29 protein-coding genes are annotated in these 20,433 nt (G+C 63.1%); 17 read left to right on the top strand and 12 right to left on the bottom strand.

What is annotated here, in order from left to right:
* Position 1: 1 nt before the first annotated feature.
* From BMG03_RS01100 to BMG03_RS01130, 7 genes are read left to right on the top strand one after another with little or no spacing between them, the layout of a single operon-like run.
* Positions 2-748, top strand: a complete 747-nt coding sequence (locus BMG03_RS01100) for a LamG-like jellyroll fold domain-containing protein (RefSeq protein ID WP_075775280.1) — start codon at positions 2-4, stop codon at positions 746-748.
* A 15-nt stretch (positions 749-763) separates the two neighbouring features.
* Positions 764-1,000 (top strand): hypothetical protein, encoded by a 237-nt coding sequence (locus BMG03_RS01105; RefSeq protein ID WP_075775279.1) that lies wholly within the window; start codon positions 764-766, stop codon positions 998-1,000.
* Positions 993-1,175 carry a hypothetical protein gene (locus tag BMG03_RS01110; protein ID WP_075775278.1) on the top strand — a complete coding sequence of 61 codons (183 nt, stop codon included), beginning with the start codon at positions 993-995 and terminating at the stop codon, positions 1,173-1,175. Before BMG03_RS01105 ends, BMG03_RS01110 begins: the two co-directional genes overlap by 8 nt.
* Positions 1,168-1,581 carry a hypothetical protein gene (locus tag BMG03_RS01115; protein ID WP_075775277.1) on the top strand — a complete coding sequence of 138 codons (414 nt, stop codon included), beginning with the start codon at positions 1,168-1,170 and terminating at the stop codon, positions 1,579-1,581. The genes BMG03_RS01110 and BMG03_RS01115 overlap by 8 nt, the downstream gene beginning before the upstream one ends.
* Positions 1,578-2,195: an N-acetylmuramidase family protein gene (locus BMG03_RS01120; RefSeq protein WP_099049345.1), complete on the top strand. Its 618-nt coding sequence runs from the start codon at positions 1,578-1,580 to the stop codon at positions 2,193-2,195. The genes BMG03_RS01115 and BMG03_RS01120 overlap by 4 nt, the downstream gene beginning before the upstream one ends.
* On the top strand, positions 2,192-2,500 hold the full coding sequence (locus BMG03_RS01125) for a hypothetical protein (protein ID WP_075775275.1): 309 nt from the start codon (positions 2,192-2,194) through the stop codon (positions 2,498-2,500). Before BMG03_RS01120 ends, BMG03_RS01125 begins: the two co-directional genes overlap by 4 nt.
* Complete coding sequence (locus BMG03_RS01130; protein WP_157771532.1) at positions 2,448-2,705, top strand: hypothetical protein; 258 nt, start codon at positions 2,448-2,450, stop codon at positions 2,703-2,705. The genes BMG03_RS01125 and BMG03_RS01130 overlap by 53 nt, the downstream gene beginning before the upstream one ends.
* Before the next feature lie 217 nt (positions 2,706-2,922).
* On the opposite strand, the gene fliP is transcribed toward BMG03_RS01130, so the two are convergent.
* The 4 genes from fliP to fliF are packed head-to-tail and all read right to left on the bottom strand — an operon-like array spanning position 2,923 to position 6,211.
* On the bottom strand, positions 2,923-3,714 hold the full coding sequence (gene fliP / locus BMG03_RS01135; RefSeq protein ID WP_077701038.1) for a flagellar type III secretion system pore protein FliP: 792 nt from the start codon (positions 3,712-3,714) through the stop codon (positions 2,923-2,925).
* A gap of 1 nt (position 3,715) precedes the next feature.
* Positions 3,716-3,994 (bottom strand): FliM/FliN family flagellar motor switch protein, encoded by a 279-nt coding sequence (locus tag BMG03_RS01140; protein ID WP_075775273.1) that lies wholly within the window; start codon positions 3,992-3,994, stop codon positions 3,716-3,718.
* Positions 3,987-4,583 carry a FliH/SctL family protein gene (locus BMG03_RS01145; RefSeq protein WP_075775272.1) on the bottom strand — a complete coding sequence of 199 codons (597 nt, stop codon included), beginning with the start codon at positions 4,581-4,583 and terminating at the stop codon, positions 3,987-3,989. Before BMG03_RS01145 ends, BMG03_RS01140 begins: the two co-directional genes overlap by 8 nt.
* Positions 4,583-6,211 carry a flagellar basal-body MS-ring/collar protein FliF gene (fliF, locus tag BMG03_RS01150; protein WP_075775271.1) on the bottom strand — a complete coding sequence of 543 codons (1,629 nt, stop codon included), beginning with the start codon at positions 6,209-6,211 and terminating at the stop codon, positions 4,583-4,585. Before fliF ends, BMG03_RS01145 begins: the two co-directional genes overlap by 1 nt.
* A gap of 121 nt (positions 6,212-6,332) precedes the next feature.
* On the opposite strand from fliF, the gene BMG03_RS01155 reads away from it, so the two are divergent.
* From BMG03_RS01155 to BMG03_RS01200, 10 genes are all read left to right on the top strand, one after another.
* Positions 6,333-6,824, top strand: a complete 492-nt coding sequence (locus BMG03_RS01155) for a flagellar basal body-associated FliL family protein (RefSeq protein WP_075775270.1) — start codon at positions 6,333-6,335, stop codon at positions 6,822-6,824.
* A gap of 11 nt (positions 6,825-6,835) precedes the next feature.
* Complete coding sequence (locus BMG03_RS01160; RefSeq protein ID WP_075775269.1) at positions 6,836-7,189, top strand: hypothetical protein; 354 nt, start codon at positions 6,836-6,838, stop codon at positions 7,187-7,189.
* On the top strand, positions 7,186-7,788 hold the full coding sequence (locus BMG03_RS01165; RefSeq protein WP_075775268.1) for a MotE family protein: 603 nt from the start codon (positions 7,186-7,188) through the stop codon (positions 7,786-7,788). The genes BMG03_RS01160 and BMG03_RS01165 overlap by 4 nt, the downstream gene beginning before the upstream one ends.
* 76 nt (positions 7,789-7,864) lie before the next feature.
* The gene (gene motA / locus BMG03_RS01170; RefSeq protein WP_075775267.1) at positions 7,865-8,734 is read left to right on the top strand and encodes a flagellar motor stator protein MotA; all 870 of its coding nucleotides are present in this window, start codon (positions 7,865-7,867) and stop codon (positions 8,732-8,734) included.
* The gene (locus BMG03_RS01175) at positions 8,731-11,037 is read left to right on the top strand and encodes a hypothetical protein (RefSeq protein ID WP_157771533.1); all 2,307 of its coding nucleotides are present in this window, start codon (positions 8,731-8,733) and stop codon (positions 11,035-11,037) included. The genes motA and BMG03_RS01175 overlap by 4 nt, the downstream gene beginning before the upstream one ends.
* A gap of 84 nt (positions 11,038-11,121) precedes the next feature.
* Positions 11,122-11,871 carry a transglycosylase SLT domain-containing protein gene (locus BMG03_RS01180; protein ID WP_075775265.1) on the top strand — a complete coding sequence of 250 codons (750 nt, stop codon included), beginning with the start codon at positions 11,122-11,124 and terminating at the stop codon, positions 11,869-11,871.
* Positions 11,871-13,955: a flagellar biosynthesis protein FlhA gene (gene flhA, locus BMG03_RS01185; protein ID WP_075775264.1), complete on the top strand. Its 2,085-nt coding sequence runs from the start codon at positions 11,871-11,873 to the stop codon at positions 13,953-13,955. Before BMG03_RS01180 ends, flhA begins: the two co-directional genes overlap by 1 nt.
* Positions 13,952-14,740 carry a flagellar biosynthetic protein FliR gene (locus BMG03_RS01190; protein WP_075775263.1) on the top strand — a complete coding sequence of 263 codons (789 nt, stop codon included), beginning with the start codon at positions 13,952-13,954 and terminating at the stop codon, positions 14,738-14,740. The genes flhA and BMG03_RS01190 overlap by 4 nt, the downstream gene beginning before the upstream one ends.
* Positions 14,737-15,828, top strand: coding sequence for an EscU/YscU/HrcU family type III secretion system export apparatus switch protein (locus BMG03_RS01195; RefSeq protein ID WP_075775262.1), 1,092 nt, complete (start codon positions 14,737-14,739; stop codon positions 15,826-15,828). Before BMG03_RS01190 ends, BMG03_RS01195 begins: the two co-directional genes overlap by 4 nt.
* Positions 15,816-16,184 (top strand): hypothetical protein, encoded by a 369-nt coding sequence (locus BMG03_RS01200; RefSeq protein WP_075775261.1) that lies wholly within the window; start codon positions 15,816-15,818, stop codon positions 16,182-16,184. Before BMG03_RS01195 ends, BMG03_RS01200 begins: the two co-directional genes overlap by 13 nt.
* Positions 16,185-16,232: 48 nt before the next feature.
* On the opposite strand, the gene BMG03_RS01205 is transcribed toward BMG03_RS01200, so the two are convergent.
* The 8 genes from BMG03_RS01205 to flgC are packed head-to-tail and all read right to left on the bottom strand — an operon-like array spanning position 16,233 to position 20,433.
* Entirely contained in the window at positions 16,233-16,763 is a 531-nt protein-coding gene (locus BMG03_RS01205; protein ID WP_075775260.1) for a flagellar basal body-associated FliL family protein, read from the bottom strand.
* Positions 16,764-16,772: 9 nt separating this feature from the next.
* Complete coding sequence (flgH, locus tag BMG03_RS01210) at positions 16,773-17,498, bottom strand: flagellar basal body L-ring protein FlgH (RefSeq protein WP_075775259.1); 726 nt, start codon at positions 17,496-17,498, stop codon at positions 16,773-16,775.
* A gap of 24 nt (positions 17,499-17,522) precedes the next feature.
* Positions 17,523-17,948 (bottom strand): flagellar basal body P-ring formation chaperone FlgA, encoded by a 426-nt coding sequence (flgA, locus tag BMG03_RS01215; RefSeq protein WP_075775258.1) that lies wholly within the window; start codon positions 17,946-17,948, stop codon positions 17,523-17,525.
* A complete protein-coding gene (flgG, locus tag BMG03_RS01220) occupies positions 17,948-18,733 on the bottom strand; it encodes a flagellar basal-body rod protein FlgG (protein WP_075775257.1) in 786 nt (261 codons plus the stop codon). Before flgG ends, flgA begins: the two co-directional genes overlap by 1 nt.
* Before the next feature lie 14 nt (positions 18,734-18,747).
* Positions 18,748-19,464: a flagellar hook-basal body complex protein gene (locus BMG03_RS01225; protein ID WP_075775256.1), complete on the bottom strand. Its 717-nt coding sequence runs from the start codon at positions 19,462-19,464 to the stop codon at positions 18,748-18,750.
* Position 19,465: 1 nt separating this feature from the next.
* A complete protein-coding gene (locus tag BMG03_RS01230; RefSeq protein ID WP_075775255.1) occupies positions 19,466-19,732 on the bottom strand; it encodes a flagellar biosynthetic protein FliQ in 267 nt (88 codons plus the stop codon).
* Positions 19,732-20,022, bottom strand: a complete 291-nt coding sequence (gene fliE, locus BMG03_RS01235) for a flagellar hook-basal body complex protein FliE (RefSeq protein WP_075775254.1) — start codon at positions 20,020-20,022, stop codon at positions 19,732-19,734. Before fliE ends, BMG03_RS01230 begins: the two co-directional genes overlap by 1 nt.
* A gap of 18 nt (positions 20,023-20,040) precedes the next feature.
* Positions 20,041-20,433, bottom strand: a complete 393-nt coding sequence (gene flgC / locus BMG03_RS01240; RefSeq protein ID WP_088727600.1) for a flagellar basal body rod protein FlgC — start codon at positions 20,431-20,433, stop codon at positions 20,041-20,043.

The raw sequence follows: 20,433 nt of genomic DNA on the forward strand, positions 1-20,433 counted from the left end.
CATGACACAGCCTATCTTCACCATCCTCCCCTTCGCAGTTTCAAACGATGCGTTGCCACGCATTCCGGCTAGTGACATCTCGCTTATGGGGCCAGTCGAGTTGGAGGCCTACGAAACTTGGGCATTCGGCAATTCGGCCGCAAGTTTGACCGGCGCAAAGTCGGGCCGGATGCTTACACCTCAAGGCTCGGTCAGCTATTTTAACGATTACCTGCGCGTTCCTCTGTCTTCGGCAAACGGTCTTGTTTCGGACGTCCCGGAAATTGCCTCGCAAACCGACACAATGGCGATGGTGATGCGTTTTTCTACGCTCACAGGGTCTACTTCTGCATTGCTTGGGACGATCAATGGAGGAACCGGCGGCGGCTTACTTCTGAGTGCTTCGGCCTTTAGCCATAACCAGCGCGGGTTGACGGGCGTGACTCAAGCTACGGGCATCAGCGCGGTGGAAGGAGAATGGCGATTTGTGGCCATTTCGCGCGACTTTTCTGCCGCAACAAAAACGGTTCGGATTTTGATTGGTGGTGAGAGCCTGTTTACGGATGATGGCGGGACAGGTTCTTACGTGCCCGCGCCGTCTGGTCGGTTTCTGTCTTTCGGCAACGCATACCTGACCAGCGGATCAACAGCAGTCATGGATATTGCAGAGAGCGCGATCTGGCGCAAGGCGCTGAGTGGCGACGAACTCACAACAGCCTATCAGCGCGCCAAAATCAGAATGGCGGCGCGCGGCATCACTATAGTTTGAGGGGCGGCATGAAAAATGAATATTCCCTTCGGCGATATCCTTGATGCCCTCGGGGGCGGGCTCTCCGCCGTAGTGATCTTTTTCCTCGGCTATGCCGTGGTGATGCTCTGGAAGGCGCTCAGCGCCGAGCGCGCGGGCCGAATGGATGATCTGCGCGACACCTCTGCCCAGATGCGCGATCTCTTGGTCACGAACCACCGCGTCCTCGATGCACTCACCTCCGAGATTAAGGAGGGCAACGGCAATGGCTGACTTCTGGAGCACCATCTTCGGGCGGTCTCAGCGCAGTCAGCAGACGGCGGCGATCGCGACGCAGCTGAAATCCCAAACCAGCGCCGAGGTGCGCAAAGTTGAAACGCGGGCTGAGGCGCTGATCGCGGAGCTTGAAAGGGCGCGACAGAAGAAGAAAGGCGAGAGCAATGAGTGAAGGACTGGCGGCGGCGCTGTCGATTTTTCAGGTGGCGGGCCTCTTGCTCGTAGCACGCGGCTTCTGGCCAATGCTGCTCGGCTCGAACGATCGGCGGGTGCATCATATGGCCTGGGGCGTCTCAGCGATGGTCACCGCGATTGCGCTGCGGTCTGCTTACTGGGACGTGCTCCCGATCCTGATGGGCTCAGCCTGGCACCCCGGGGGACCGTTCGGCCGGGCCGCGCCCAATATCGTCTTCGGCTTGCTGGTGATCACGAGCGTCTACCACAAACTCGCGCTGCTGCGCGAGATGATCCCGGCCGAGGAGCGTCCCCGCTATTCGCTGCTCTCCGCCCCCTTTTACCCACGAACAATCTGCGTGACCCGCCTCGCCGCGGCGCTGCGCGACGTATGGAGGAAATGATGCAGTTCACCGGAAAAGCCCTGCGTCTCGCCGACATCGATCTGCCGCGCATTGGCGCGTTGATCGGCGTTGGTGAAGACGAGATCCACGCCGTCCTAGATGTCGAGACCAGCGGCAGCGGGTTCGATCATCACGGCCGCCCCAAGATGCTCTTCGAGCCGCATGTCTTCTGGAAGGAGCTCGGCCCCGGCGCCAAGCGCGATCGGGCCGTGCGGGAGGGGCTCGCCTATCGCCAATGGGGCGAGCAAGGTTATCCCGGCGACAGCTATCCGCGCCTGGTGCGGGCAATGAAGATCGACGCCGAGGCCGCGCTCCGTTCCGCATCTTGGGGCCTCGGTCAGATCATGGGCTTCAATCACGAAGCGGCTGGGTACAACACCGCGCGCGAGATGGTCGAAGCCTTTACCGAAAGCGAGGCGAACCAGCTCGACGGCATGGTGGATTTCATCAAGGCCACGCATCTGGACGACGAGTTGCGTAACCATGAGTGGGCCGCGTTCGCGCGCGGCTACAATGGCCCCGGATACGCCCGGCATGGCTATCACAAGCGCCTCGCTGCCGCCTATGGGCGGTGGGCTGTAATCCGCGACACTCCGTTCGAGATCGCCTCATGATCTGGCTCGCTGCCAACTGGCGGATGGTCATCGTGGGCCTCCTCGCCGCAGCGCTGGCGATCGCCGTCGTGTGGGCGTCTTGGCAGCGCGCCGACATCGTCTCGCTCAGGGCACAGCGCGATCAGCTCCAAGCCACGGTCGAGGCCTACAAGGAAGCGACCAAGCTGCGACGTGCGGATGACATGCGCCGTGCCGAGATCTCCGCCGGCGCAGATCAGTTCGACCAGAACATGGCAAAAGAGGAGGGCGGCGATGCGCCCCTGGGTCATTATCTCGCTACTGGTGCTCGCAAGCTGTGGCCCTAAGCCCGGCGATCTCGCGGGGCTCGATGCGCTCGACCTTGAGCCCTGCGGCGGCTGGACCGGCGCCACGCCGCGTGATGATAAGACCCTCCTGAAAGCAGCGGCGGCCGAGAAGTTCGGTCGCTTGTGCGATGAGAGCAAGCTGCAGGCAGTGCATGACTTCCGTGAAGCCATCCAGGCTCGCGCGGCCGGCTTGAGCTCACCGTAAGCCTGCGTCGGACGCGACCGTAAGCCATTGAAAAGACTTACAGCGAAAACACCATGGCTAGATGCTATGTTGTTGAAAACGCTAGATCTGGTAGTGACTTTTAATCAGTGGGTCGCAGGTTCGAATCCTGCACGGCTCACCATCACCCTCAGAAACCCGGGCTTCGGCCCGGGTTTTTGCGTTTTGGGGTCTGCGGTTACGTGAGCCGCTCTCGGCGTCAGAAATAACTGCGCACCAAGGCCCCCGAGAGCAGCACCCAGCCGTCGGCCACCACGAAAAAGGCGAGCTTGAACGGAAGCGCCACGACCGCAGGCGGCACCATCATCATCCCCATCGACATCAGCACCGCCGAGACGACGAGGTCGATGATCAGAAACGGCAGGTAGACGAGGAAGCCGATCTGGAAGGCGCGCGTGACCTCGGACAGCATGAAGGCGGGCACGAGGGTCGAGAGCGGCGCGGCATCGAGGCTTGTCGGGGTTCCCGTCGCGGCGGTGCCGTTGCGCAGATCGGCCAAGGCCGCGAAGATGTCGGGATTCGTGCGCCCTGCCATGAAGATGCGGAAAGGCTCTATCCCCTTCGTAAACGCCTCCTGCCAGTCGACCGCGCCGTCGACCAGGGGCTGGCCAGCGACGCGCCAACTCTCAAGGAAGACAGGCTCCATGATGAACCATGTCAGGAATAGCGCGAGGCTGATGATCAACATGTTTGGCGGCGACTGCTGAAGTCCGAGGGCTTGGCGCAGAATCGACAGCACCGTGACGATGAACGGGAACGCAGTCACCATGATCGCGAGCCCCGGCGCGAGGCTGAGAAGTGTGATTGCCGCGATGATCAGCAGCGAGCGCCCGGCGAGGCTGTCGCCCTCCCCGACAGAAAGCGTGATGTCCTGAGCCTGCGCCGGCAGGGCCGCGAGGATTAAGGTTAAGGCTGCCAGCAGGACAAACCTTGGCGCTGGAGAGCGCGCGAGGCGGACGTCGGGAACGGCAAAGGGTAGGCGGCGAGGCATGTCACAGGCCGTTTTGCAGATCGGCCACCTCGGTGAGCCGTACCGCAAGCTGCCCGTCGCTGCCGTCAATCTCGGTCAGCTCGCCGCGCGCGATCAGCTTGTCTCCCACGTAGAGTTCAACCGGGTCGTCCACTTTCCGGTCGAGGGACAGCACCGCATCGCGCTTCAGGCGCAGCAAATCGCGCACCAGCGGGCGGGCCTTGCCGACCGAGATGGTGATCTCGATCGGCACCTGCGTGAAGGGATTGGCGGTCGAGGCATTCGGCGCGGTCTCATTCATCGGGCTTGTCCTTCGCGGTGGCGGTGAAATAGGTCGTGACCGCTCGCGAAATGGCGGCGATGACGGCGTCGAGATCGACGCGGGTCTCGGTATCGGCGAAGCGCAGATAGACCTGCCCTTCGCCAAGGCTGGGCTCCGCGACGAATGCGAGCGGCAAGTCTGCGCGCGGCGCCAGCGCCTCTTGGATCTGCGGCAATGCGGTCGGATTGCCGACCACCGTGATCGGCCTCGCGCAGAGATCCCCGGCAATCGGCATCAATTGCTCGGCCACGACGGCGCTAAGCGACGCACGCGCGAGCTCGGGCAACAGTTTTCCGCAGATCTCGAGCAGAAGCGGCTCGAGCGCACCGAGCATGTGCTGGCGCGCCTCGTTATAGGTGAAGCCCAGCGCCTGCAGGTTGCGCCCGAGATCGCCGTGAAGTCGCGCGGTTTCGACGTTTTGCGCGGCGACCGCATCGTCCCAGCCTGCCTGGTAACCGGTCTCGAACGCAGCAAGCTTGGTCTCTTCCAACTCGGCCGGGTCGAGCGCGATTTCACCCGCCTCGCTCGCCTTCGGCTCAAAGGATTCGAGTTTCAGCCTTTGGCCCATCACGCTTTCTCCGACGGTTCTTCCATCCAGCTACGCAGGATTTCGACGGTTTCGGCCTGACGCTCCTCGATCATCTTCTTGAGGCGGTCAACCGGATCGGCAGGGCGGTCGAGATCGAAATCCGTCTGTCGCGCCATCGGTAGATCCCCGAGGTCGAAGTCGGACACCAGCTGCATGTTCATATCGGGCATCTCCCCATCGTCGATTTCACCGGTGAGCGTCGTTGAAGACCGGGAGTTCTCCTCTGACGTGGCATTTGGCGCCGGCAGTTCCGCGGCTCCTTCTCGGGTTTTCTGCAGCAGGATCGGACGCGCGACAAAGAGGCCGAGCACAAGCGCAACGATTGCGAGCACTGCGATCTGGATGATCTGCGTCAGATCAAGGGCCATGCTGTCGATGAATCCGGCGCCAGCGAGGGTTCCCGCTTCCGGCAGCGCCTCGAACTGCATGGAGCGCAGCGTGATCACGTCGCCCCGCGCCTCGTCGAATCCCACCGCGGAGGCCACGAGCTCGCGCAGATCGGCCAGTTCGGCATCGCTGCGCGGCGTCCAGCTAGGTGTCCCGTCGGGATTGGTGCCGCGCACCCCGTCGACCAGCACCGCGACGCTAAGCCGCTTGAGAGCGCCGGGCTTGCGAAGCAATTCACGACGCGTCTCAGAGACTTCGAAGTTGGTGCGCGCGCGCGTCTCGCTCGTACGGCTTTGCGACTTGCCGGTCGCGCCAGTCCCGTTGTCGGGCAGGTTGGAGGCCACGGTCGTCGCCGGGGGTGTCGTCGAATCGGAGGTTTTCGAGGTTTCGGACGTGTCGGTCGCGATCGCCACCCGGCCCTGCGGGTCGAAGCGACGCTCGGTGATCGCCTCGCGCTCTGTCACGGTGTCGAGCGCCACCTCGACCACGGCATTCCCGGGACCGACGCGCGCCTCCAGCAGCCGTTCGACGTTCCGCTTCAGCCCCAGAGCGCGAGTCTCCCCGCCGCCGGGCAGCGCGGGATTGTCGCTGAAGGGAATGAGCCCACGCGCCGAGTCGATTACCGAGACATCTTGGGGCGTCATGCCGGTTACCGCCGAGGCCACGAGATAGCGAACGGCCTTCGCCTGCGCAGCGCTCAGCCCCGCAAGAGCCGGCGTGATCGTCACAGAGGCCGTCGGCTCAAGCGTTCCGCGAAAAGGCGCATTCGTCGGATGCGCGATATGCACGCGCGCCGACCGAATAGACGGCACCGCAGCGATGGTTCGCGCCAATTCCCCTTCTTTCGCGCGCCAATAGGCGGCGTCAAACATCTGCGAGGTCGTGCCGAAGCCCGAGAGCGAATCGAGCAGCTCATAGCCTGCGCCACCGGTCGCGGGCAGACCTTGCGAGGCGAGAGTCATGCGCAATTCGTCCCGCTTCGGCGCGGCGACAAAGATCGAATCGCCACGCACCTCGTAGGCCACCCCGCGCTGTTCGAGCGCGGAGATCACCTCGCCCGCCTCCGCGCTGCCGAGGCCCGCGTAAAGCAAGGCCAGCGTCGGCTTCGACGCGATCGATCCGATTGCTAAGACCGTGGCGACCATCGCAATCACGCCGAAAACCGCGGCGAGTTTCCGGCGCATATCCAGGCCAGCCCAAGTGTCGATGAGTTGCTGCAAGACGAACCTCCAGAGAGCGGGCGTTCTGCCCGGCGTCACGGGCACCTTCCTTCATTGCGATTAACAATCGGTTAGTCCGACTCGGCTATTCCAAGCCTCGACCCGACACAGCGAGGCCCCCATGACGGAAGCCACTGCCGAGGCGGACGAGCCGCCGAAGAAGAAGACCAAGCTGATGCTCCTGATCGGCCTCGTCCTCATGCTTATGCTGGGGAGCGGTGGGTTCTACGCGGTCTATTCGGGGCTGGTTCTCGCGCCTCCAGAGGCCACGCATGCCGCCGCTGCGCCGGAGGCGCATACACCGGAGGCACTTCCCGACATCGCCTATGTCGCACTCGACCCGCTCGCAATTACGCTGAGCGGCGCCTCCGCGCGCCATCTGCGCTTCGCGGCGCAACTCGAAGTGCCGAGCGCCTATGAACATGACGTAGAGCTGTTGAAGCCGCGCGTGATGGACGTGCTGAATGGGTATTTGCGCGCCGTCGACGTCAGCCTTCTGGAAGACCCGAGCGCGATGATGCGCCTGCGCGCGCAGATGTTGCGACGGATTCAACTGGTCACCGGAGACGGGCGCGTGCGCGACCTTCTCGTCATCGAATTCGTGCTGAACTGAGGGAGAGGCTGATGCAATTCCTTGCCGAAATCACATCCGGGCTCGCAGCCTTGGCGGCGGCGACCTATTGCTTCGTGCTCGCGCGCAGGCTCAAGCGTTTCAACCAACTCGAAACCGGGATGGGCGGGGCCATCGCCGTGCTGTCCGCGCAGGTCGACGACATGACTCGCGCGCTTGAACGGGCGCAGGCCACCGCGGGCACATCCGAGCGACAATTGCGCGCGCTGACCGAACGCGCGGAGGCGGGGGCGGAGAAGCTCGAGCTGCTTCTGGCCTCCCTGCATGATCTTCCCGAAGACGGTGAACCACGCCGCCGCGTGCTGCGCCGGCGGCAACGCGAAACGGATATCGAGGCCGCGCAATGAACCGCGCAGCCGAACGCAAACCCGGTAGACGCAGGCCCCGCCCGGGCCGCGGTGCCCTCTGGATCATCGCTGCGCTTTTTGTCCTCTCCGGCGGCATGCAGCTTGCACAGAGCGGAGCTTGGGCGCGCGATACCGCGGAACCAGTGCACGAGACAAAGGCGACAAAACCGCAGGACGGTTGTATCGACGACGCCGGGTTCACGGCGATGCTCGCCGATCTCAAGGCGCGGGAAGCGAAACTGGTCGAACAGGAAGGACTGCTTACTGACCGCCGCAATGCGCTCGCCCTTGCCGAAACCCGCTTGGAAAAGCGACTGAACGATCTCGTCGCTGCGGAAGAGGCGCTGTCTAAGACCGTCGCCGTGGCGGAAGAGGGTGCCGACAAGGATGTCGGAAAGCTCGTTGCGCTGTACGAGAACATGAAGCCGAAACAGGCCGCATCGCTTTTCGCCGAAATGGACCCGAATTTCGCCGCCGGTTTCCTCGCGCGCATGCGCCCCGCCGCCGCTGCTGCGGTCATGGAAAGTCTCGAACCCAAAACGGCCTACGCGATCAGCGTGCTGATGGCAGGCCGTAACGCGGGCGCACCGCGCAACTGAGCGATGTTTAAGGCTCTTGGGCCTTTCTTAAACCGAATCATCCAAAGTCGCCCGAGAGAAACGGAAGAGGCTTTCCATGATCGGCGTCATCGGGATCGTGATCATCTTCGTGATGGTGTTCGGCGGCTATGTCGCGGCGGGCGGCAAGATGGGGATTATCCTCAAATCCCTGCCTTTCGAGATGATCATGATCGGCGGCGCAGCTGTGGGCGCCTTTGTACTCTCGAACGACCTGGCCTCGATCAAGCATACGCTGAAGGATGTCGGGAAGGTCTTCAAAGGCCCCAAATGGAAACCCGACGACTATCGCGATCTTCTGTGCCTTCTGTTCGAATTGATCCGGCTCGCCCGACAGAACCCCGTCGCAATCGAAGAACATATCGAAGATCCGGAAAAATCCTCGATCTTCGGAAAATATCCGAAAATCCTCCACGATCACGAGGCGGTCGACATCATATGTGACACGATGCGATCGGCTTCGATGAACTACGACGATCCCATGCAGGTGGAAGAGGTGCTCGACAAGCAACTCGAGGCAAATTACCACCATGCCATGCATTCGAGCCACGCTATGCAGTCGGTGGCCGACGCGATGCCCGCCCTCGGGATCGTCGCGGCAGTGCTCGGCGTGATCAAGACGATGGGCTCGATCGATCAGCCTCCGGAAATTCTCGGCAAGATGATCGGCGGCGCGCTTGTCGGCACCTTTCTCGGCGTGTTCATCGCCTACGGATTCATCGCCCCTTTCGCGAGCCGGATGAAAGGGGTGACCGACGAAGACAGCCACTTCTACAAGCTTATCCGCGAGGTGTTGATCGCCAACCTGCACAACCACGCGACCAATATCTGCATCGAGGTCGGTCGCCAGAACACGCCCCACCATATTCGCCCCAGCTTCTCCGACCTTGAGGAGGCCTTGAAGTCGGTGAAGTCGGAGGCGGCATGAGGCTCTGGTTCGCACTTCTATTTCTGCTGCCCCTCGCGCCGGCACATGCAACGGTGATTCCGGTCAAATCGGGGGAGCATGACGGCTTTTCACGCCTTGTCGTCTATCTACCGGCATCGGCGAGCCGGGCGATTACGCCTGTCGATGGGGGGATACGGATAGATACTGACGCCCCCGAGCCGCAATTCGCGACCCAGAACGTTTTCGAGTTGATACCCCGTGACAGATTGCAGGCGCTCGCGGCACAAGCCGATGGCGGGTTGTTTCTGAAACTCGCGCCCGGGGTCGCGCCTGAAACCTTCTCGCTCGAGAGCGGCGCGTTTGTCATCGACCTCAAGGATCCTTCTCCAGGTCAAACCGTCCCTCCGGTAATTGCGACGGGTGAAGATCGATCGCAGACCACGTCAACGAAGCCCCCACCAGCCTCTCGGCCCCGCCCGAAAACCGTTCAACCCGTGAGGATCGGAGACGACTACCTCGACCTGTTCTGGCGAGCTACGACTGCACAAGAGGAGCCTGCCAACGCGCCGGTGAATATCTCTGATGGCGCGCCCAAACCGCCCCTCCCCCCGAAACCCGATCCACGGCTCGATGGCATTGAAGAGCGCCTTCTACGCCAGATGTCGCGCGCGGCATCGCAGGGGCTCGTCACGCCACAGATGACGCCGACCGAGGAAAAGCCCGCGCAAGGGCGACACGCTCCACCACCCACAGGCGACAGGGCCGCCGAAACGGCTGAAATTCCGCAGGCGCCTCAGGGCCCGACACCTCCACCGCATCTTGCGATCGACTCGGTTACAGCGATCGACCGTGACCAACTTGCCACAGGCCTCCAGGCGCCTCCCGAGGTATCCGGGTGCCCGCCCGACCGATATTTCGAGCTCGCGAACTGGGTCGACGAGCGTCCGGCCTTCGCTCAGATCAGCGATGCGCGAAAAGGCCTCTTGGGCGAATTCGACGCACCCAATCCGCGTAAGGTGACAGCATTGGCGCGGCTTTACATCGCCTTCGGCTTCGGGACGGAGGCCCGCGCGCTGTTGCGCGATATGGGCAAGGATGGACCGAGCAAGAATGCGCTGCTCTTCGTGGGAGCGGTGCTCGACGCCGATCCTACCGCCGCCACCTCGCCGCTTGCTCAGCTCACCGATTGCAATCGCGCGGTCGCGCTTTGGGCCTTCCTCGCAGCTGACCCGCTTCCCGAAAAACGCGATGTTGCCTTCGCGGCGCTTCGCCGACATTTCGAGGCGCTTCCAGCCGATTTGCGGCGGTCTCTGGCGCCAAACCTTGTGGCACGCCTCACGCAGATCGGAGCGGCGGATGTGGCACGATCGCTCGAGCCGGCTGTCAGCCGGATCACGACCGGGGATCGACGTGCGCTCGACACGATGGAAGCCGAAATCCAAGTGGTGGAGGGCGATCCGCAAGCTTCGGGGCGCCTTGAAGCGCTTTCGAAGACGAACTCGGCGCAAGGGCTGCGCGCGTTGATCTTGTGGCTCAACAGCCAGATCGACGCGGGCGAAGCGGTCGACCCGGCAGCTCTTGCGAATGCAGAGGCCTTGGCTTTCGAACTCGCCGACGCGCCGGAGGCTCCGGAATTGCGTCGTATCGCCGCGATTGGCCACGCCGCGAATTCCGAATTCGGCAAAGCCTTCGAGATTTACTCAGATGCGACCGAGATCGCGGATTCGAAGGGCACGCTCGAAGCGATATTCTCGCGGTTGGTTGGGCAAGCCGGCGACGGTGATTTCCTTCGAACCCTTTATGACCAATTGCCCCTAGCCGAGAAAGCCGCGCAGACCTCCGGGCTGCGACAAGAACTGGCCGGACGTGCAATATCTCTGGGAATGCCTGCCGTTGCCGTGCGCCTTCTCGGACAGGCCGATCCGTTGTCGGTGCAGGACAAGACTCTGCTCGCGCGGGCCGCGCTCCTCGAACTGGATCCAGCTGCCGCCGTCGCGCACCTGAAGGATTTGGAGGGTAAACAGATCGAGCAGATCAGAGCCGCTGCCTTGTCTCGACTCGGTCGCCACGACGAGGCGCGCGCCGCCTACCTCCGCGCGGGCAATCCGGAAGGGGCCCGCGCGCAATCTTGGCACAAGGGCGATTGGTCAAGCCTGGATGCCCCTCCAGATGCGGTAGAACAGCGTTTTCTGGAAACTTTCGGGGCGACGTCCTCACAAAGGAACGAGGTGAAAGGCGGGCCGCTCACGCGGGCCCGCAGCCTGTTGGAGCAAAGCCAGGCAGAACGCGAAACGCTGTCGAAAATGCTCGATCGCCTTGCTTTGCCCCCTGTTCAGCAGTGACGGGCAAAATCTTCGGAAACGGATTCTAAAGCTTTGCCCGCTAGGTCTGGGGTCGCAAGAATTGCACTGCAAAGGGAAAATCCCATGCCTTGGTTTCGGCGGGCACTTTATATCTTATGTCTTACCCTCACCCCGCTATCCGCGGCGGGACAGCCCCAGCTATGCGAGGCCGCCGCGAAACAAGCGTCGCGCGAAAGCGATGTGCCTTACGCGGTGCTCATGGCGATTTCGTTGAATGAGACGGGTCGCAAGGGAGCAGGCGGCTTCCAGCCCTGGCCCTGGACCGTGAACATGGAGGGCGCGGGACACTGGTTCGACTCCCGGGATTTGGCGCTGGCTTATGTATTCAAGGAATTCAAACGCGGCGCGCGAAGTTTCGATATCGGCTGTTTCCAGATCAACTTCAAATGGCATGGGCAGCATTTTTCTTCGATCGAAGACATGTTCGACCCGCTGACAAATGCACGATATGCGGCTCAGTTTCTGAAATCTCTCTATGCCGAAACCGGGGACTGGACAAAGGCTGCCGGGGCCTATCATTCGCGCACGCCGAAATATGCGAGGCGCTATTCTGAACGCTTCGCGCGTCTTCATGCCAAGCTCGCAGGCAAGGTCGAACCTGAAAAGGTGGTGAATACCTCCGCCACGCGGGCAACCGCCGGGGCGCCTGAGATTCCGGAGATCGTATTGGCACGAACCGAACCGTCGGCGCAAAGCAGGGATAACCAATATCCCCTCCTGCTTCGCTCGGAAGGAACAGAGCCTCCAGGCGTGGGCGGTGCTCCGGGAGCCTCGCTCTTCATCCGAGCCGCGCAAAAAGCGCGAGGAATGTGATGGCGTCGCCGCTCGTGCACCGTGCGTTTCAACCCACCATCATGCTGGCGCTCGCACTGATGGCGGTCATCGCGATGATGATCCTGCCGGTGCCCTCCTGGATTCTCGACATCGGCCTGGCGACCTCCTTCGCCCTCGCGATCCTGATCTTCACTGTCACCTTGTTCATCGAACGACCGCTCGATTTTTCCGCCTTCCCGACGATTCTCCTCGCAACGCTGATGTTGCGGCTCTCGCTTAACGTTACCTCGACGAAACTCATCATCGGCAACGGCCATACAGGCACCGGCGCGGCGGGTGGCGTGATCGAGGGGTTCGCGAATTTCATCATGAGCGGCTCGGTCCTGATCGGGCTCGTCGTGTTCTGCGTGATCCTTATCGTGAATTTTATCGTGATCACGAAAGGCGCCGGGCGCATGGCAGAAGTCGGCGCGCGTTTCGCGCTCGACGCCATGCCGGGCAAGCAGCTTGCGATCGATAGCGACATGAATGCGGGCGCGATCGACCACGCCGAAGCGCGGGAGCGGCGGGAACGCGAACAGGCGGAAACCACTTTTTTCGGCTCGCTCGATGGCGCGTCCAAATTCGTGAAAGGAGACGCGGTCGCAGGGTTGTTGATCACGTTGCTCAACCTCGTCGTCGGTCTGACCATCGGCACGGTGGTGCATGGAATGCCGCTCGATCGCGCGCTCGAAACCTATGCGATCCTCACGGTCGGCGACGGCCTCGTCAGCCAGATACCCGCGGTCATCATCTCGATCGCAGCGGCGATCCTGCTTTCGCGTGGCGGCGCGAAAGGCTCCACCGATCTGGAATTGTTTCGCCAGCTTGGTAAATATCCGGCCGCGCTGACCACCGTGGCGGTCCTGATGGCGCTGTTCGGTCTCGTGCCGGGGCTGCCTTTCGTGCCCTTCACCGCGGGAGCCGTCCTCCTTGGCGGGGCTGCCTTCATGCTGCGGCGCGCAGAGCGGGCGCGCGCCCGGCGCGAGGCGATGAAGATGCCCACGCCCGAAACCGGGCCGAAACAGAAGTCCATGGGCGACGTGCTCGACATCGACGACATCCATGTCGAATTCGCCCCCGATCTGGTGAAGATGGCGCTCGATCCCGCCACAGGTCTCGACGCGCGGATTTCGAACATGCGCAACCATGTCGCGGCGAGTTTCGGGCTGATCCTGCCGGAAATTCGGTTGACCGACGACGCGACCTTGCCGCCTGGACATTACCGGATCCGCGTTCAGGGGGTGGAGCAGGCGCGCGACCGGCTGATGCCGGAGCATGTGCTGGCACTGATCGCGGACAATCGCGATTTCCTGCCCGACGGGGAAGAGGTGCGCGAACCCGTCTTCCACGCCCCAGCCCTTTGGGTGCCCGCTCATCAGCAGGAGGATGCGGCGCTCGCAGGCTCGACGGTGGTCGGGCCGACGGAGGTGCTCGCGACGCACCTTCTCGAGGTAATCAAGGCGAATTTCTCGCGTTTGATGACGTTACGGGCGTTGCGGCGGCTGCTAGACGAGGTCGCGAACCTCTCCGATCCGACGCGCGCGCAGGCCAATCGGCGCGTCCTCGACGAGTTGATACCCGACAAGGTTCCGATCGACCTGCTTCTAGCGGTCCTGCGCTTGCTGCTCGATGAACGGGTCTCGATCCGAAACCTTCTGTTGATCGTCGAGGCGATCTCGGAGGCCCGCCACCTGCAAACCCCGGAGCAGATTTGCGAGCACGTTCGCCAGCGTCTCGGTTTCCAGCTCGTCGCCGATCTGCGGCGCGACGACGGCACGATCCCCCTGATTCAACTGGCGCCCGATTGGGAGGAGCGGTTCGGCAAATACACGATCGGTGGCGACGCGAGCGGCGATGTCGCTTTACCGCCCGATCTGTTCAACAAACTCGCTGCGAATATCGCCGAGAAACTTGCCGGCGCGGCACAGGCGGGCACGTTCCCGGCGCTCGTCTCTTCGGGACGCAGGCGACGGTTTCTGCGCACCGTCATCAACGCAAAAGGTCTGAACGCGCCGGTTCTGAGCTACGAGGAAATTGGCCTCGAGGCGCGGCCCGCGATGGTCGGGCAGGTTCCGGCATGAGCCCGCCGCTTCTAGATCAACTCGCAGAGATTCTGCAGAAAACGCAAAGTTTCTTGTTGATAGGTTTCGTCATCTTGCTTCGGGTCGGCGGGATCGTCGCAATGGCCCCGGGATTTGGCGAAACCAGCCTGCCGGCGCGGATCAAGACCGGCGTCGCACTCGCGATAACGCTCGTGATGATCCCGGCTCTCGTCCCCAGGCTCGCCATTGTCGATCTTGGGGCAAGCCCGCCGATCTGGCTGATCTCGGAAATCGCGATCGGCCTGTTCCTTGGGTTCGGCTTGCGCGCTTTCGTATTCGCCTTGCAGATTGCGGGCACGATGGCGGCACAGTCGAGCTCGCTCGCGCAACTGCTTGGCGGTATGAGCGGCGAGCCGCAACCCGCGATCGGAAACCTGCTGATGATCGCCGGAATCGCGGTGCTTATGAGCCTCGGGTTTCATGTCCGGCTCATCGAGTTCATGATCGGCACCTACGACGTTCTGCCCGTCGGCGAGTGGCCCAACCCCGAGGCATTGCGCGGCTGGGGCGTCTCGGGCATCGCGCAAGCGTTTTCGCTGGCCTTCACGCTTGCCGCCCCTTTCGCGGTCACCGGGTTGATCTACAACGTCGCGCTCGGCGCGATTAACCGTGCCATGCCGCAGCTCATGGTGGCTTTCGTCGGCGCTCCGGCGCTGACAGGGGGCGGGCTGATCCTGCTCGCGCTTTGCGCTCCGACCGCGATCGCGATCTGGCGCGAGGCGGTCATGGCCTTCCTCGCCAACCCGTTCGGAGCGGTGCGATGAGCGAGGACGAAGGCGGCGAAAAGGAATTCGCCCCGACACCGCACAAGCTGGAGGCCGCGCGTCGCAAGGGCGATCTGGTGCGCTCCTCCGATATTTCGGTCGCTGCCGTTTACGGCAGTTTTCTCGCGACGCTCTTTGGCCTTGGCATCTTCAGCCTCACGCGGTTCGGCAGCGGCGCGATGGCAATGCTCGATCGCGCCGATGAGATGGCCGCGCAGTTCCTCGGCGGCGGGACGGCCATGGGCGGGCGCGTGATCGGAGAACTCCTGCTGCCGCTCGCCCCGTTTTTCGTGGTGCCGATGGTCGCCGCGCTGGTCGCCTATTGGGCGCAACGCGCGGTCGTTGTCGCGCCTGACAAGATCCAACCGAAGCTCAACCGGATCAATCCGCTGAAAAATGCTGCGCAGAAATTCGGCCGCAGCGGATTGTTCGAATTCGCCAAGAGCGTGACGAAACTCGCCGTGATCGCGACGACTCTCTTTCTCTACCTCAGGGCGCGCGCGGAGCTGATCTTTCTGACGCAGCATCTCGAACCGGTGCAGATCGCGGGCGTGTTGTTTCGTATGATCGCCGAGTTCCTGATGATCGTAACCGCGCTCGCCGCAGCGATAGGCGTCGTCGACTATCTCTGGCAACGAGTGGAATTCCTGCGGCGCAACCGGATGACGCGCAAGGAACTGACCGACGAGATGAAGCAATCCGACGGCGACCCCCATCTCAAGGCGCAGCGGCGCCAGAAGGGGATGGAGCTTGCGATGCGGCAATCGGTTCCCGACACCGCCAAGGCCGACGTCGTGATCGTCAACCCGACCCACTATGCGGTCGCGCTGAAATGGAACCGCGCCTCGGGTCGCGCCCCGGTCTGCCTGTCGAAAGGGGTCGATGCGATCGCGGCGCGGATACGCGAAATCGCGGCGGAGAACGCGGTACCCGTTCATTCGGATCCACCGACCGCGCGCGCGCTCTTCGCGGCAATCGAGATCGGAGAGGAAATCCGTCCCGAGCATTACAAACCCGTCGCGGCCGCGATCCGCTTCGCGGAGAAGATGCGAAAGGCGGCGGGCAGAGGCGCGGCATGGCGCAAATGAGCAAACTGCAGGTCGCGCGTCTAACGAAACTCGCTCGGTTGACGCGCATGCAAAGCGAGGCGGAACTCGCCGCGCTCGCACGGCTGAACGCCCAGGCCCGCGCGCTCGATTTGCGCATTGCGAGCCTGCAAGCAGAAGAGCGGTCGAGCCGGGCGACGCTCGCGCTGGACCCGACATTCGGGCAAAACACGCTCGCTTATCTCCGGTATCTCTCGCTGGAAGAAACGCGGCTTCGCGCTGCGCGTGACGAGCTGAATCCCGCGATCGCGAAGCAGCATGACGCGACTGCACGCGCGGTCGGCCGACATGACGTCGTCACGAAACTGGGTCGCCCGAAACGCGAAATGCCCCGCTGAGGCGCGGAGGCTCTGGTTTTTCGCGGTTCGCCGCTGGGCGGCCTGCGCTCAACTGTCCTGACGCACGATATCAGAAACCAGAACCGCAAGAACACTCGGGCCCAGAATGTTGCGGGCCGTCTCGGTCAGGGCCCGGCGCAAGCGCGACATGTTCGCAGAATCGGTGAACAGACCCTGAAACCCGCCGGTATTCGCGTGATCGAACAGCACCTGAAGGAACGCATCACGCAGTTTCGGCTCGGCGCGATAAACGGCTTCGGTTTCGCCCGCCTTCACCTCGAGGCTCAGCGAAAGGATAACCATTCCGGAGATGTGCGACTCGGTCACCAGCGGCACGATGAACTGGTTGTTGAGCTTGACGAATTCGGAGGTGACCTCGCCTCCGGCGCCATTAGCGACGGCGACCGGGTCACCATGCGAGTCGGTTGCGGCAGCAGACTTGCCCGCCTCCGCCTCCGCAGCGGCGGGGGCCGTCGGGGGGGCTGCGGGCGGCGGAGCGGGACGCAGAAAATAGCCAGCCGCGCCACCGCCGGCGAGGCCGATCAGACCAAGGAGAAGCGGGAGAAGTTTGCCAAGCATCAAGGCACCTCAGAACGGCAGAAGAACATCGGCGATCTGCTGGCCGTAACGCGGCTGCTGCACATCGGTGATCTGCCCGCGCCCACCATAAGAAATCCGCGCCCCCGCGATCTTGTCATAGGTGATTTCGTTCTGGCGGCTCACATCCTCGGGGCGCACGAAGCCGGTGACGATCAACTCGCGCACTTCGAAATTCACTCGCACCTCCTGGCTCCCCTGAATGCGCAGCACGCCGTTCGGGAGTGTCTCGATGATCGTGGCGGCCACGCGAAGGGTCAGCTTCTCGTTGCGCGACACTTGCCCGTCGCCGGAATAGGAGGAGTTCGAATTGGTCGCGACGGCATTGGCCATGTTCGCTCCCGCAGGCAGCCGCTTGTCGATGCGCTGCGGAATGCCCAGCATCGAAGGCACCCCCATTGTTTCGGAGCCGTTACGCGAGCGGCCTGTGGAATTCGAGATTTCAGCCTTGTCGTTAATCTCTATCACAACCGTGAGAATGTCACCGCGCTGGGCGGCGCGCTGATCGCCCAGAAGCGAGTTGCGCGCGCCCGACCAAAGCGAAGCTTCCTGCTCGGGCGTGCGGGCCACGGTCGTGGCGGGCAGCGGCGAGGAGGCCATGGCATAGAACTCGTTCCCGCCTTCGACCGGCGTGAAATCGGGGGCCTTACCGACCTGTTCGAGCCGCCCGCAGGCGACAAGCGCAATCGAAAGAAGCAACAGTGCAGGAGATTTCATCGCGAATTCCTCTTTCGGATCCCGTCATCTCGCGACATGGGCGGTTCCATCCGCGCCAAGCGTTGCGGACACCACGGTTTTGGAGGCCGCGTTCATCACGCGGATCGTCTCTCCGATCCCGGCACGGTCGAGCGCGCGGCCTTCGGTACGGATCTCAAGCGATCCGAGGCGGAACAGCAGCGGGATGATCTGGTTACGCTCGACGATCGCGGGTTGGCCGAGATCGCGCGCGCGGATCGGACGCCCGGCATAGATCACCGTGCGCGTCTCGAGGCCGACGGCCTCCTCCGACCCGCTCAACGCCCCGACCACTTCGCCCGGCCGCAGCCCGACATCCGCCCGCGTGACGATCGTGCGCGCGCGCAAAGTGTGGAGCGCGACGAGCGTGTCCGCCGAAGCTTGGCCTGTCAAAAGGCCGGCTAGCGCAATCAGGATCGCCCGAAACAGCATCAGCGCACCTGCGTCGTTGCGCCGAGCATCTGGTCCGCGGCCGAAATCACCTTCGCGTTCAGCTCGTAGCCGCGCTGCGCCTTGATCAACTCCGTGATCTCGCGCACCGGATCGACCGAGCTTTCCTCCAGATAGCCCTGCCGCAGCGTGCCCAATTCGTCCGCGCCGGGCGTGTTTACGTTGGGTGGCCCCGAGGCCCCGGTTTCGAGAAACAGGTTCGAGCCCATCGCCTCGAGCCCTTTCTGGTTCGAGAAATTCGCGAGGGTGAACTGCCCCAATAGTTGCGGCGCCACCTGATTGCTGAAATAGGCATAGACCTCGCCCTGAGCGTTGATGACGATCGCCCGAGCATCGTTCGGGATCGTCATCTCGGGCGCGACCGGGTAGCCGTCGGAGGTCACGATCTGGCCTGTGCCGTTGCGTTTCAGCCCACCATCGCGCGTATAGGCGGAGATGCCCGATGGCAGCATCACCTCCAGATATCCATTGCCATCGATCGCGACGTCCAGATCGCCGCCCGTGGCGCTGAGCGAGCCCTGCGCGACATTGACCGTCACCGCGGTCGGGCGCACCCCGAGGCCGAGCTGAACGCCGGCGGGAATGGTCGTCCCGTCGGTCGCGTTGATCGTGCCAGGGCGGGTCGCCTGCTGATAGAAGAGATCGGCGAATTCGGCGCGGCGCGCATTGTAGCCGGTGGTCGACATGTTCGCGAGGTTGTTGGAAATCACCTCGACGCGCATCTGTTGCGCGCTCATGCCGGTGGCCGCGATCTGAAGCGCTCTCATGTCATGGTCTCCTGTTAGCGGGCGAGCGTCTGGATGACGCTGCGAATTCGTTCGTCTTCGCGTTCGAGAAAGGCCTGTCCCATCTCGTAGGCGCGCTGGACCTCGATCATGCGTGCGATCTCGGTGACCGGATCGACGTTGCTGTCTTCGAGAAAACCTTGCATCAGCACCGCGCCCTCGACAGGTTCGGCGCCCGCCTCGGCGGTGAACCGCGTGCCCCCGACGTGGCGCAATCCGTTGGGATCTGTGGGAAGATAGACGCCGACCTGCGCGATCGGCTGGCCATTGTTGGACAGCGTGCCATCGGCCGCGAGCGCGACCGAGCTCGCCCCGGACGGGATCGCCACCGGGGTGCCGCCGGAATCGAGGAGGCGATAGCCGTCGGGCGTCAACAACTCGCCCGCGGCGGAAGGAATGAAGCTTCCCGCCCGCGTCAGCTGATTGCCCTGCGGGGTCTCGATCATGAAGAACCCCTCGCCCTCGATCGCGAAGTCAAAGACCCCCCCCGTCTGGGTCAGCCCCCCCTGGCTCCGGTCGATCATGCGGCCATGCGCGCGCGCCATCGACAGCGAAGGCTCGTTGCCCTCGAGCCCCGAAAGGTATTCGGAGAAGATCACCCCTTCGCGCCGGAAGCCCGTCGTCGAGACATTCGCGATGTTGTTGGCGACAGTGCGCATTTCGCGCATCAGGCCGGATTGCCGCGTCAGCGTGGCATAGATCGCGTTATCCATCTTAGCCCCCGGCGATGATCGGCAGGAGGGAGCGGGTGAAGAACTCCACCAGCTTTTCCGACATGAAACTCATCGACACCCAGAACACGACGAGCATCGCGCCCACTTTCGGCACGAATGTCAGCGTCATTTCCTGCACCGAGGTCAACGCTTGAAAGAGGCCGATCGTCACCCCGGCGACAAGGGCGACCGACAGCAGCGGCGCCGCGATCAGCACGGCGATCCACAGGCCCTGCCGAAGCGTGTCGAAGAAGATCGCGTCCTGCATCAGACCGGCATCCTGAGAATTTCCTGATAGGCCTCGACGACCTTGTTGCGGACGGTCACCGCGGTCTCGATCGCGAGTTCACTCTGCGCGAGGGCCTGCACCAGCGCGTGCGGATCGGCCTTGCCCGTCATTGCAGATTTGGCGACGTCTTCGCCTGCCTTTACCGCATCGACGAAAGAACTCGCCGCCTGTTCGAAAAGGGGGCCCGGCCCGGAACCACCCGTTTTCGGCGGGACAGCGGCCCGGGCCTGGGCGTAGCTTTGCGTTGCAAGGGAGGTGTTCAAATCCATTCTAGATCTCCTCGGTCCTTAGCGGCGAAGCAGTTCGAGCAGGGAGGCCGACATTTGCCGGGCCTGATCGAACATGCGCAAATTCGCCTCGTAGCTGCGCTGCGCTTCGCGCGCGTCAGCGATTTCGACCACCAGATCGACATTCGAGCCGTCGTAGTAGCCGTTCTCGTCGGCCATCGGATGGCCAGGATCGTAAATACGTGTGAGTTCCGTACGGTCGAGCCGGACCGGGCCGAGCGCAACCTCCCCGGTTCGTCCGCCCGCCTCGACGACCTCCTCGAAGGCCGCCATCTTGCGGCGATAGCCGGGGGTGTCGGCATTCGCGATATTTTCGGAACTGTGCCGAAGCCGCATCGCCTGCGCTTTCATGCCCGAGGCGGAGAGCGCCATGGATTGGGTGAAATCGGTCAT

The organism is Thioclava nitratireducens (genome assembly GCF_001940525.2).
Lineage (GTDB): Bacteria > Pseudomonadota > Alphaproteobacteria > Rhodobacterales > Rhodobacteraceae > Thioclava > Thioclava nitratireducens.

Excerpts from the sequence above, each read along its gene's own strand:
- flhA (WP_075775264.1), top strand. The coding sequence starts at position 11,871 with ATGGCGTCGCCGCTCGTGCACCGTGCGTTTCAACCCACCATCATGCTG.
- motA (WP_075775267.1), top strand. The coding sequence starts at position 7,865 with ATGATCGGCGTCATCGGGATCGTGATCATCTTCGTGATGGTGTTCGGC.
- BMG03_RS01145 (WP_075775272.1), bottom strand. The coding sequence starts at position 4,583 with ATGGGCCAAAGGCTGAAACTCGAATCCTTTGAGCCGAAGGCGAGCGAG.
- BMG03_RS01180 (WP_075775265.1), top strand. The coding sequence starts at position 11,122 with ATGCCTTGGTTTCGGCGGGCACTTTATATCTTATGTCTTACCCTCACC.
- flgA (WP_075775258.1), bottom strand. The coding sequence starts at position 17,948 with ATGCTGTTTCGGGCGATCCTGATTGCGCTAGCCGGCCTTTTGACAGGC.
- BMG03_RS01165 (WP_075775268.1), top strand. The coding sequence starts at position 7,186 with ATGAACCGCGCAGCCGAACGCAAACCCGGTAGACGCAGGCCCCGCCCG.
- BMG03_RS01175 (WP_157771533.1), top strand. The coding sequence starts at position 8,731 with ATGAGGCTCTGGTTCGCACTTCTATTTCTGCTGCCCCTCGCGCCGGCA.
- BMG03_RS01100 (WP_075775280.1), top strand. The coding sequence starts at position 2 with ATGACACAGCCTATCTTCACCATCCTCCCCTTCGCAGTTTCAAACGAT.
- BMG03_RS01200 (WP_075775261.1), top strand. The coding sequence starts at position 15,816 with ATGGCGCAAATGAGCAAACTGCAGGTCGCGCGTCTAACGAAACTCGCT.
- BMG03_RS01230 (WP_075775255.1), bottom strand. The coding sequence starts at position 19,732 with ATGCAGGACGCGATCTTCTTCGACACGCTTCGGCAGGGCCTGTGGATC.
- BMG03_RS01190 (WP_075775263.1), top strand. The coding sequence starts at position 13,952 with ATGAGCCCGCCGCTTCTAGATCAACTCGCAGAGATTCTGCAGAAAACG.
- BMG03_RS01140 (WP_075775273.1), bottom strand. The coding sequence starts at position 3,994 with ATGAATGAGACCGCGCCGAATGCCTCGACCGCCAATCCCTTCACGCAG.
- fliE (WP_075775254.1), bottom strand. The coding sequence starts at position 20,022 with ATGGATTTGAACACCTCCCTTGCAACGCAAAGCTACGCCCAGGCCCGG.
- BMG03_RS01120 (WP_099049345.1), top strand. The coding sequence starts at position 1,578 with ATGATGCAGTTCACCGGAAAAGCCCTGCGTCTCGCCGACATCGATCTG.
- BMG03_RS01205 (WP_075775260.1), bottom strand. The coding sequence starts at position 16,763 with ATGCTTGGCAAACTTCTCCCGCTTCTCCTTGGTCTGATCGGCCTCGCC.
- BMG03_RS01115 (WP_075775277.1), top strand. The coding sequence starts at position 1,168 with ATGAGTGAAGGACTGGCGGCGGCGCTGTCGATTTTTCAGGTGGCGGGC.
- BMG03_RS01160 (WP_075775269.1), top strand. The coding sequence starts at position 6,836 with ATGCAATTCCTTGCCGAAATCACATCCGGGCTCGCAGCCTTGGCGGCG.
- BMG03_RS01105 (WP_075775279.1), top strand. The coding sequence starts at position 764 with ATGAATATTCCCTTCGGCGATATCCTTGATGCCCTCGGGGGCGGGCTC.
- BMG03_RS01130 (WP_157771532.1), top strand. The coding sequence starts at position 2,448 with ATGCGCCCCTGGGTCATTATCTCGCTACTGGTGCTCGCAAGCTGTGGC.
- BMG03_RS01155 (WP_075775270.1), top strand. The coding sequence starts at position 6,333 with ATGACGGAAGCCACTGCCGAGGCGGACGAGCCGCCGAAGAAGAAGACC.
- flgG (WP_075775257.1), bottom strand. The coding sequence starts at position 18,733 with ATGAGAGCGCTTCAGATCGCGGCCACCGGCATGAGCGCGCAACAGATG.
- BMG03_RS01225 (WP_075775256.1), bottom strand. The coding sequence starts at position 19,464 with ATGGATAACGCGATCTATGCCACGCTGACGCGGCAATCCGGCCTGATG.
- BMG03_RS01110 (WP_075775278.1), top strand. The coding sequence starts at position 993 with ATGGCTGACTTCTGGAGCACCATCTTCGGGCGGTCTCAGCGCAGTCAG.
- fliP (WP_077701038.1), bottom strand. The coding sequence starts at position 3,714 with ATGCCTCGCCGCCTACCCTTTGCCGTTCCCGACGTCCGCCTCGCGCGC.
- flgH (WP_075775259.1), bottom strand. The coding sequence starts at position 17,498 with ATGAAATCTCCTGCACTGTTGCTTCTTTCGATTGCGCTTGTCGCCTGC.
- flgC (WP_088727600.1), bottom strand. The coding sequence starts at position 20,433 with ATGACCGATTTCACCCAATCCATGGCGCTCTCCGCCTCGGGCATGAAA.
- BMG03_RS01195 (WP_075775262.1), top strand. The coding sequence starts at position 14,737 with ATGAGCGAGGACGAAGGCGGCGAAAAGGAATTCGCCCCGACACCGCAC.
- BMG03_RS01125 (WP_075775275.1), top strand. The coding sequence starts at position 2,192 with ATGATCTGGCTCGCTGCCAACTGGCGGATGGTCATCGTGGGCCTCCTC.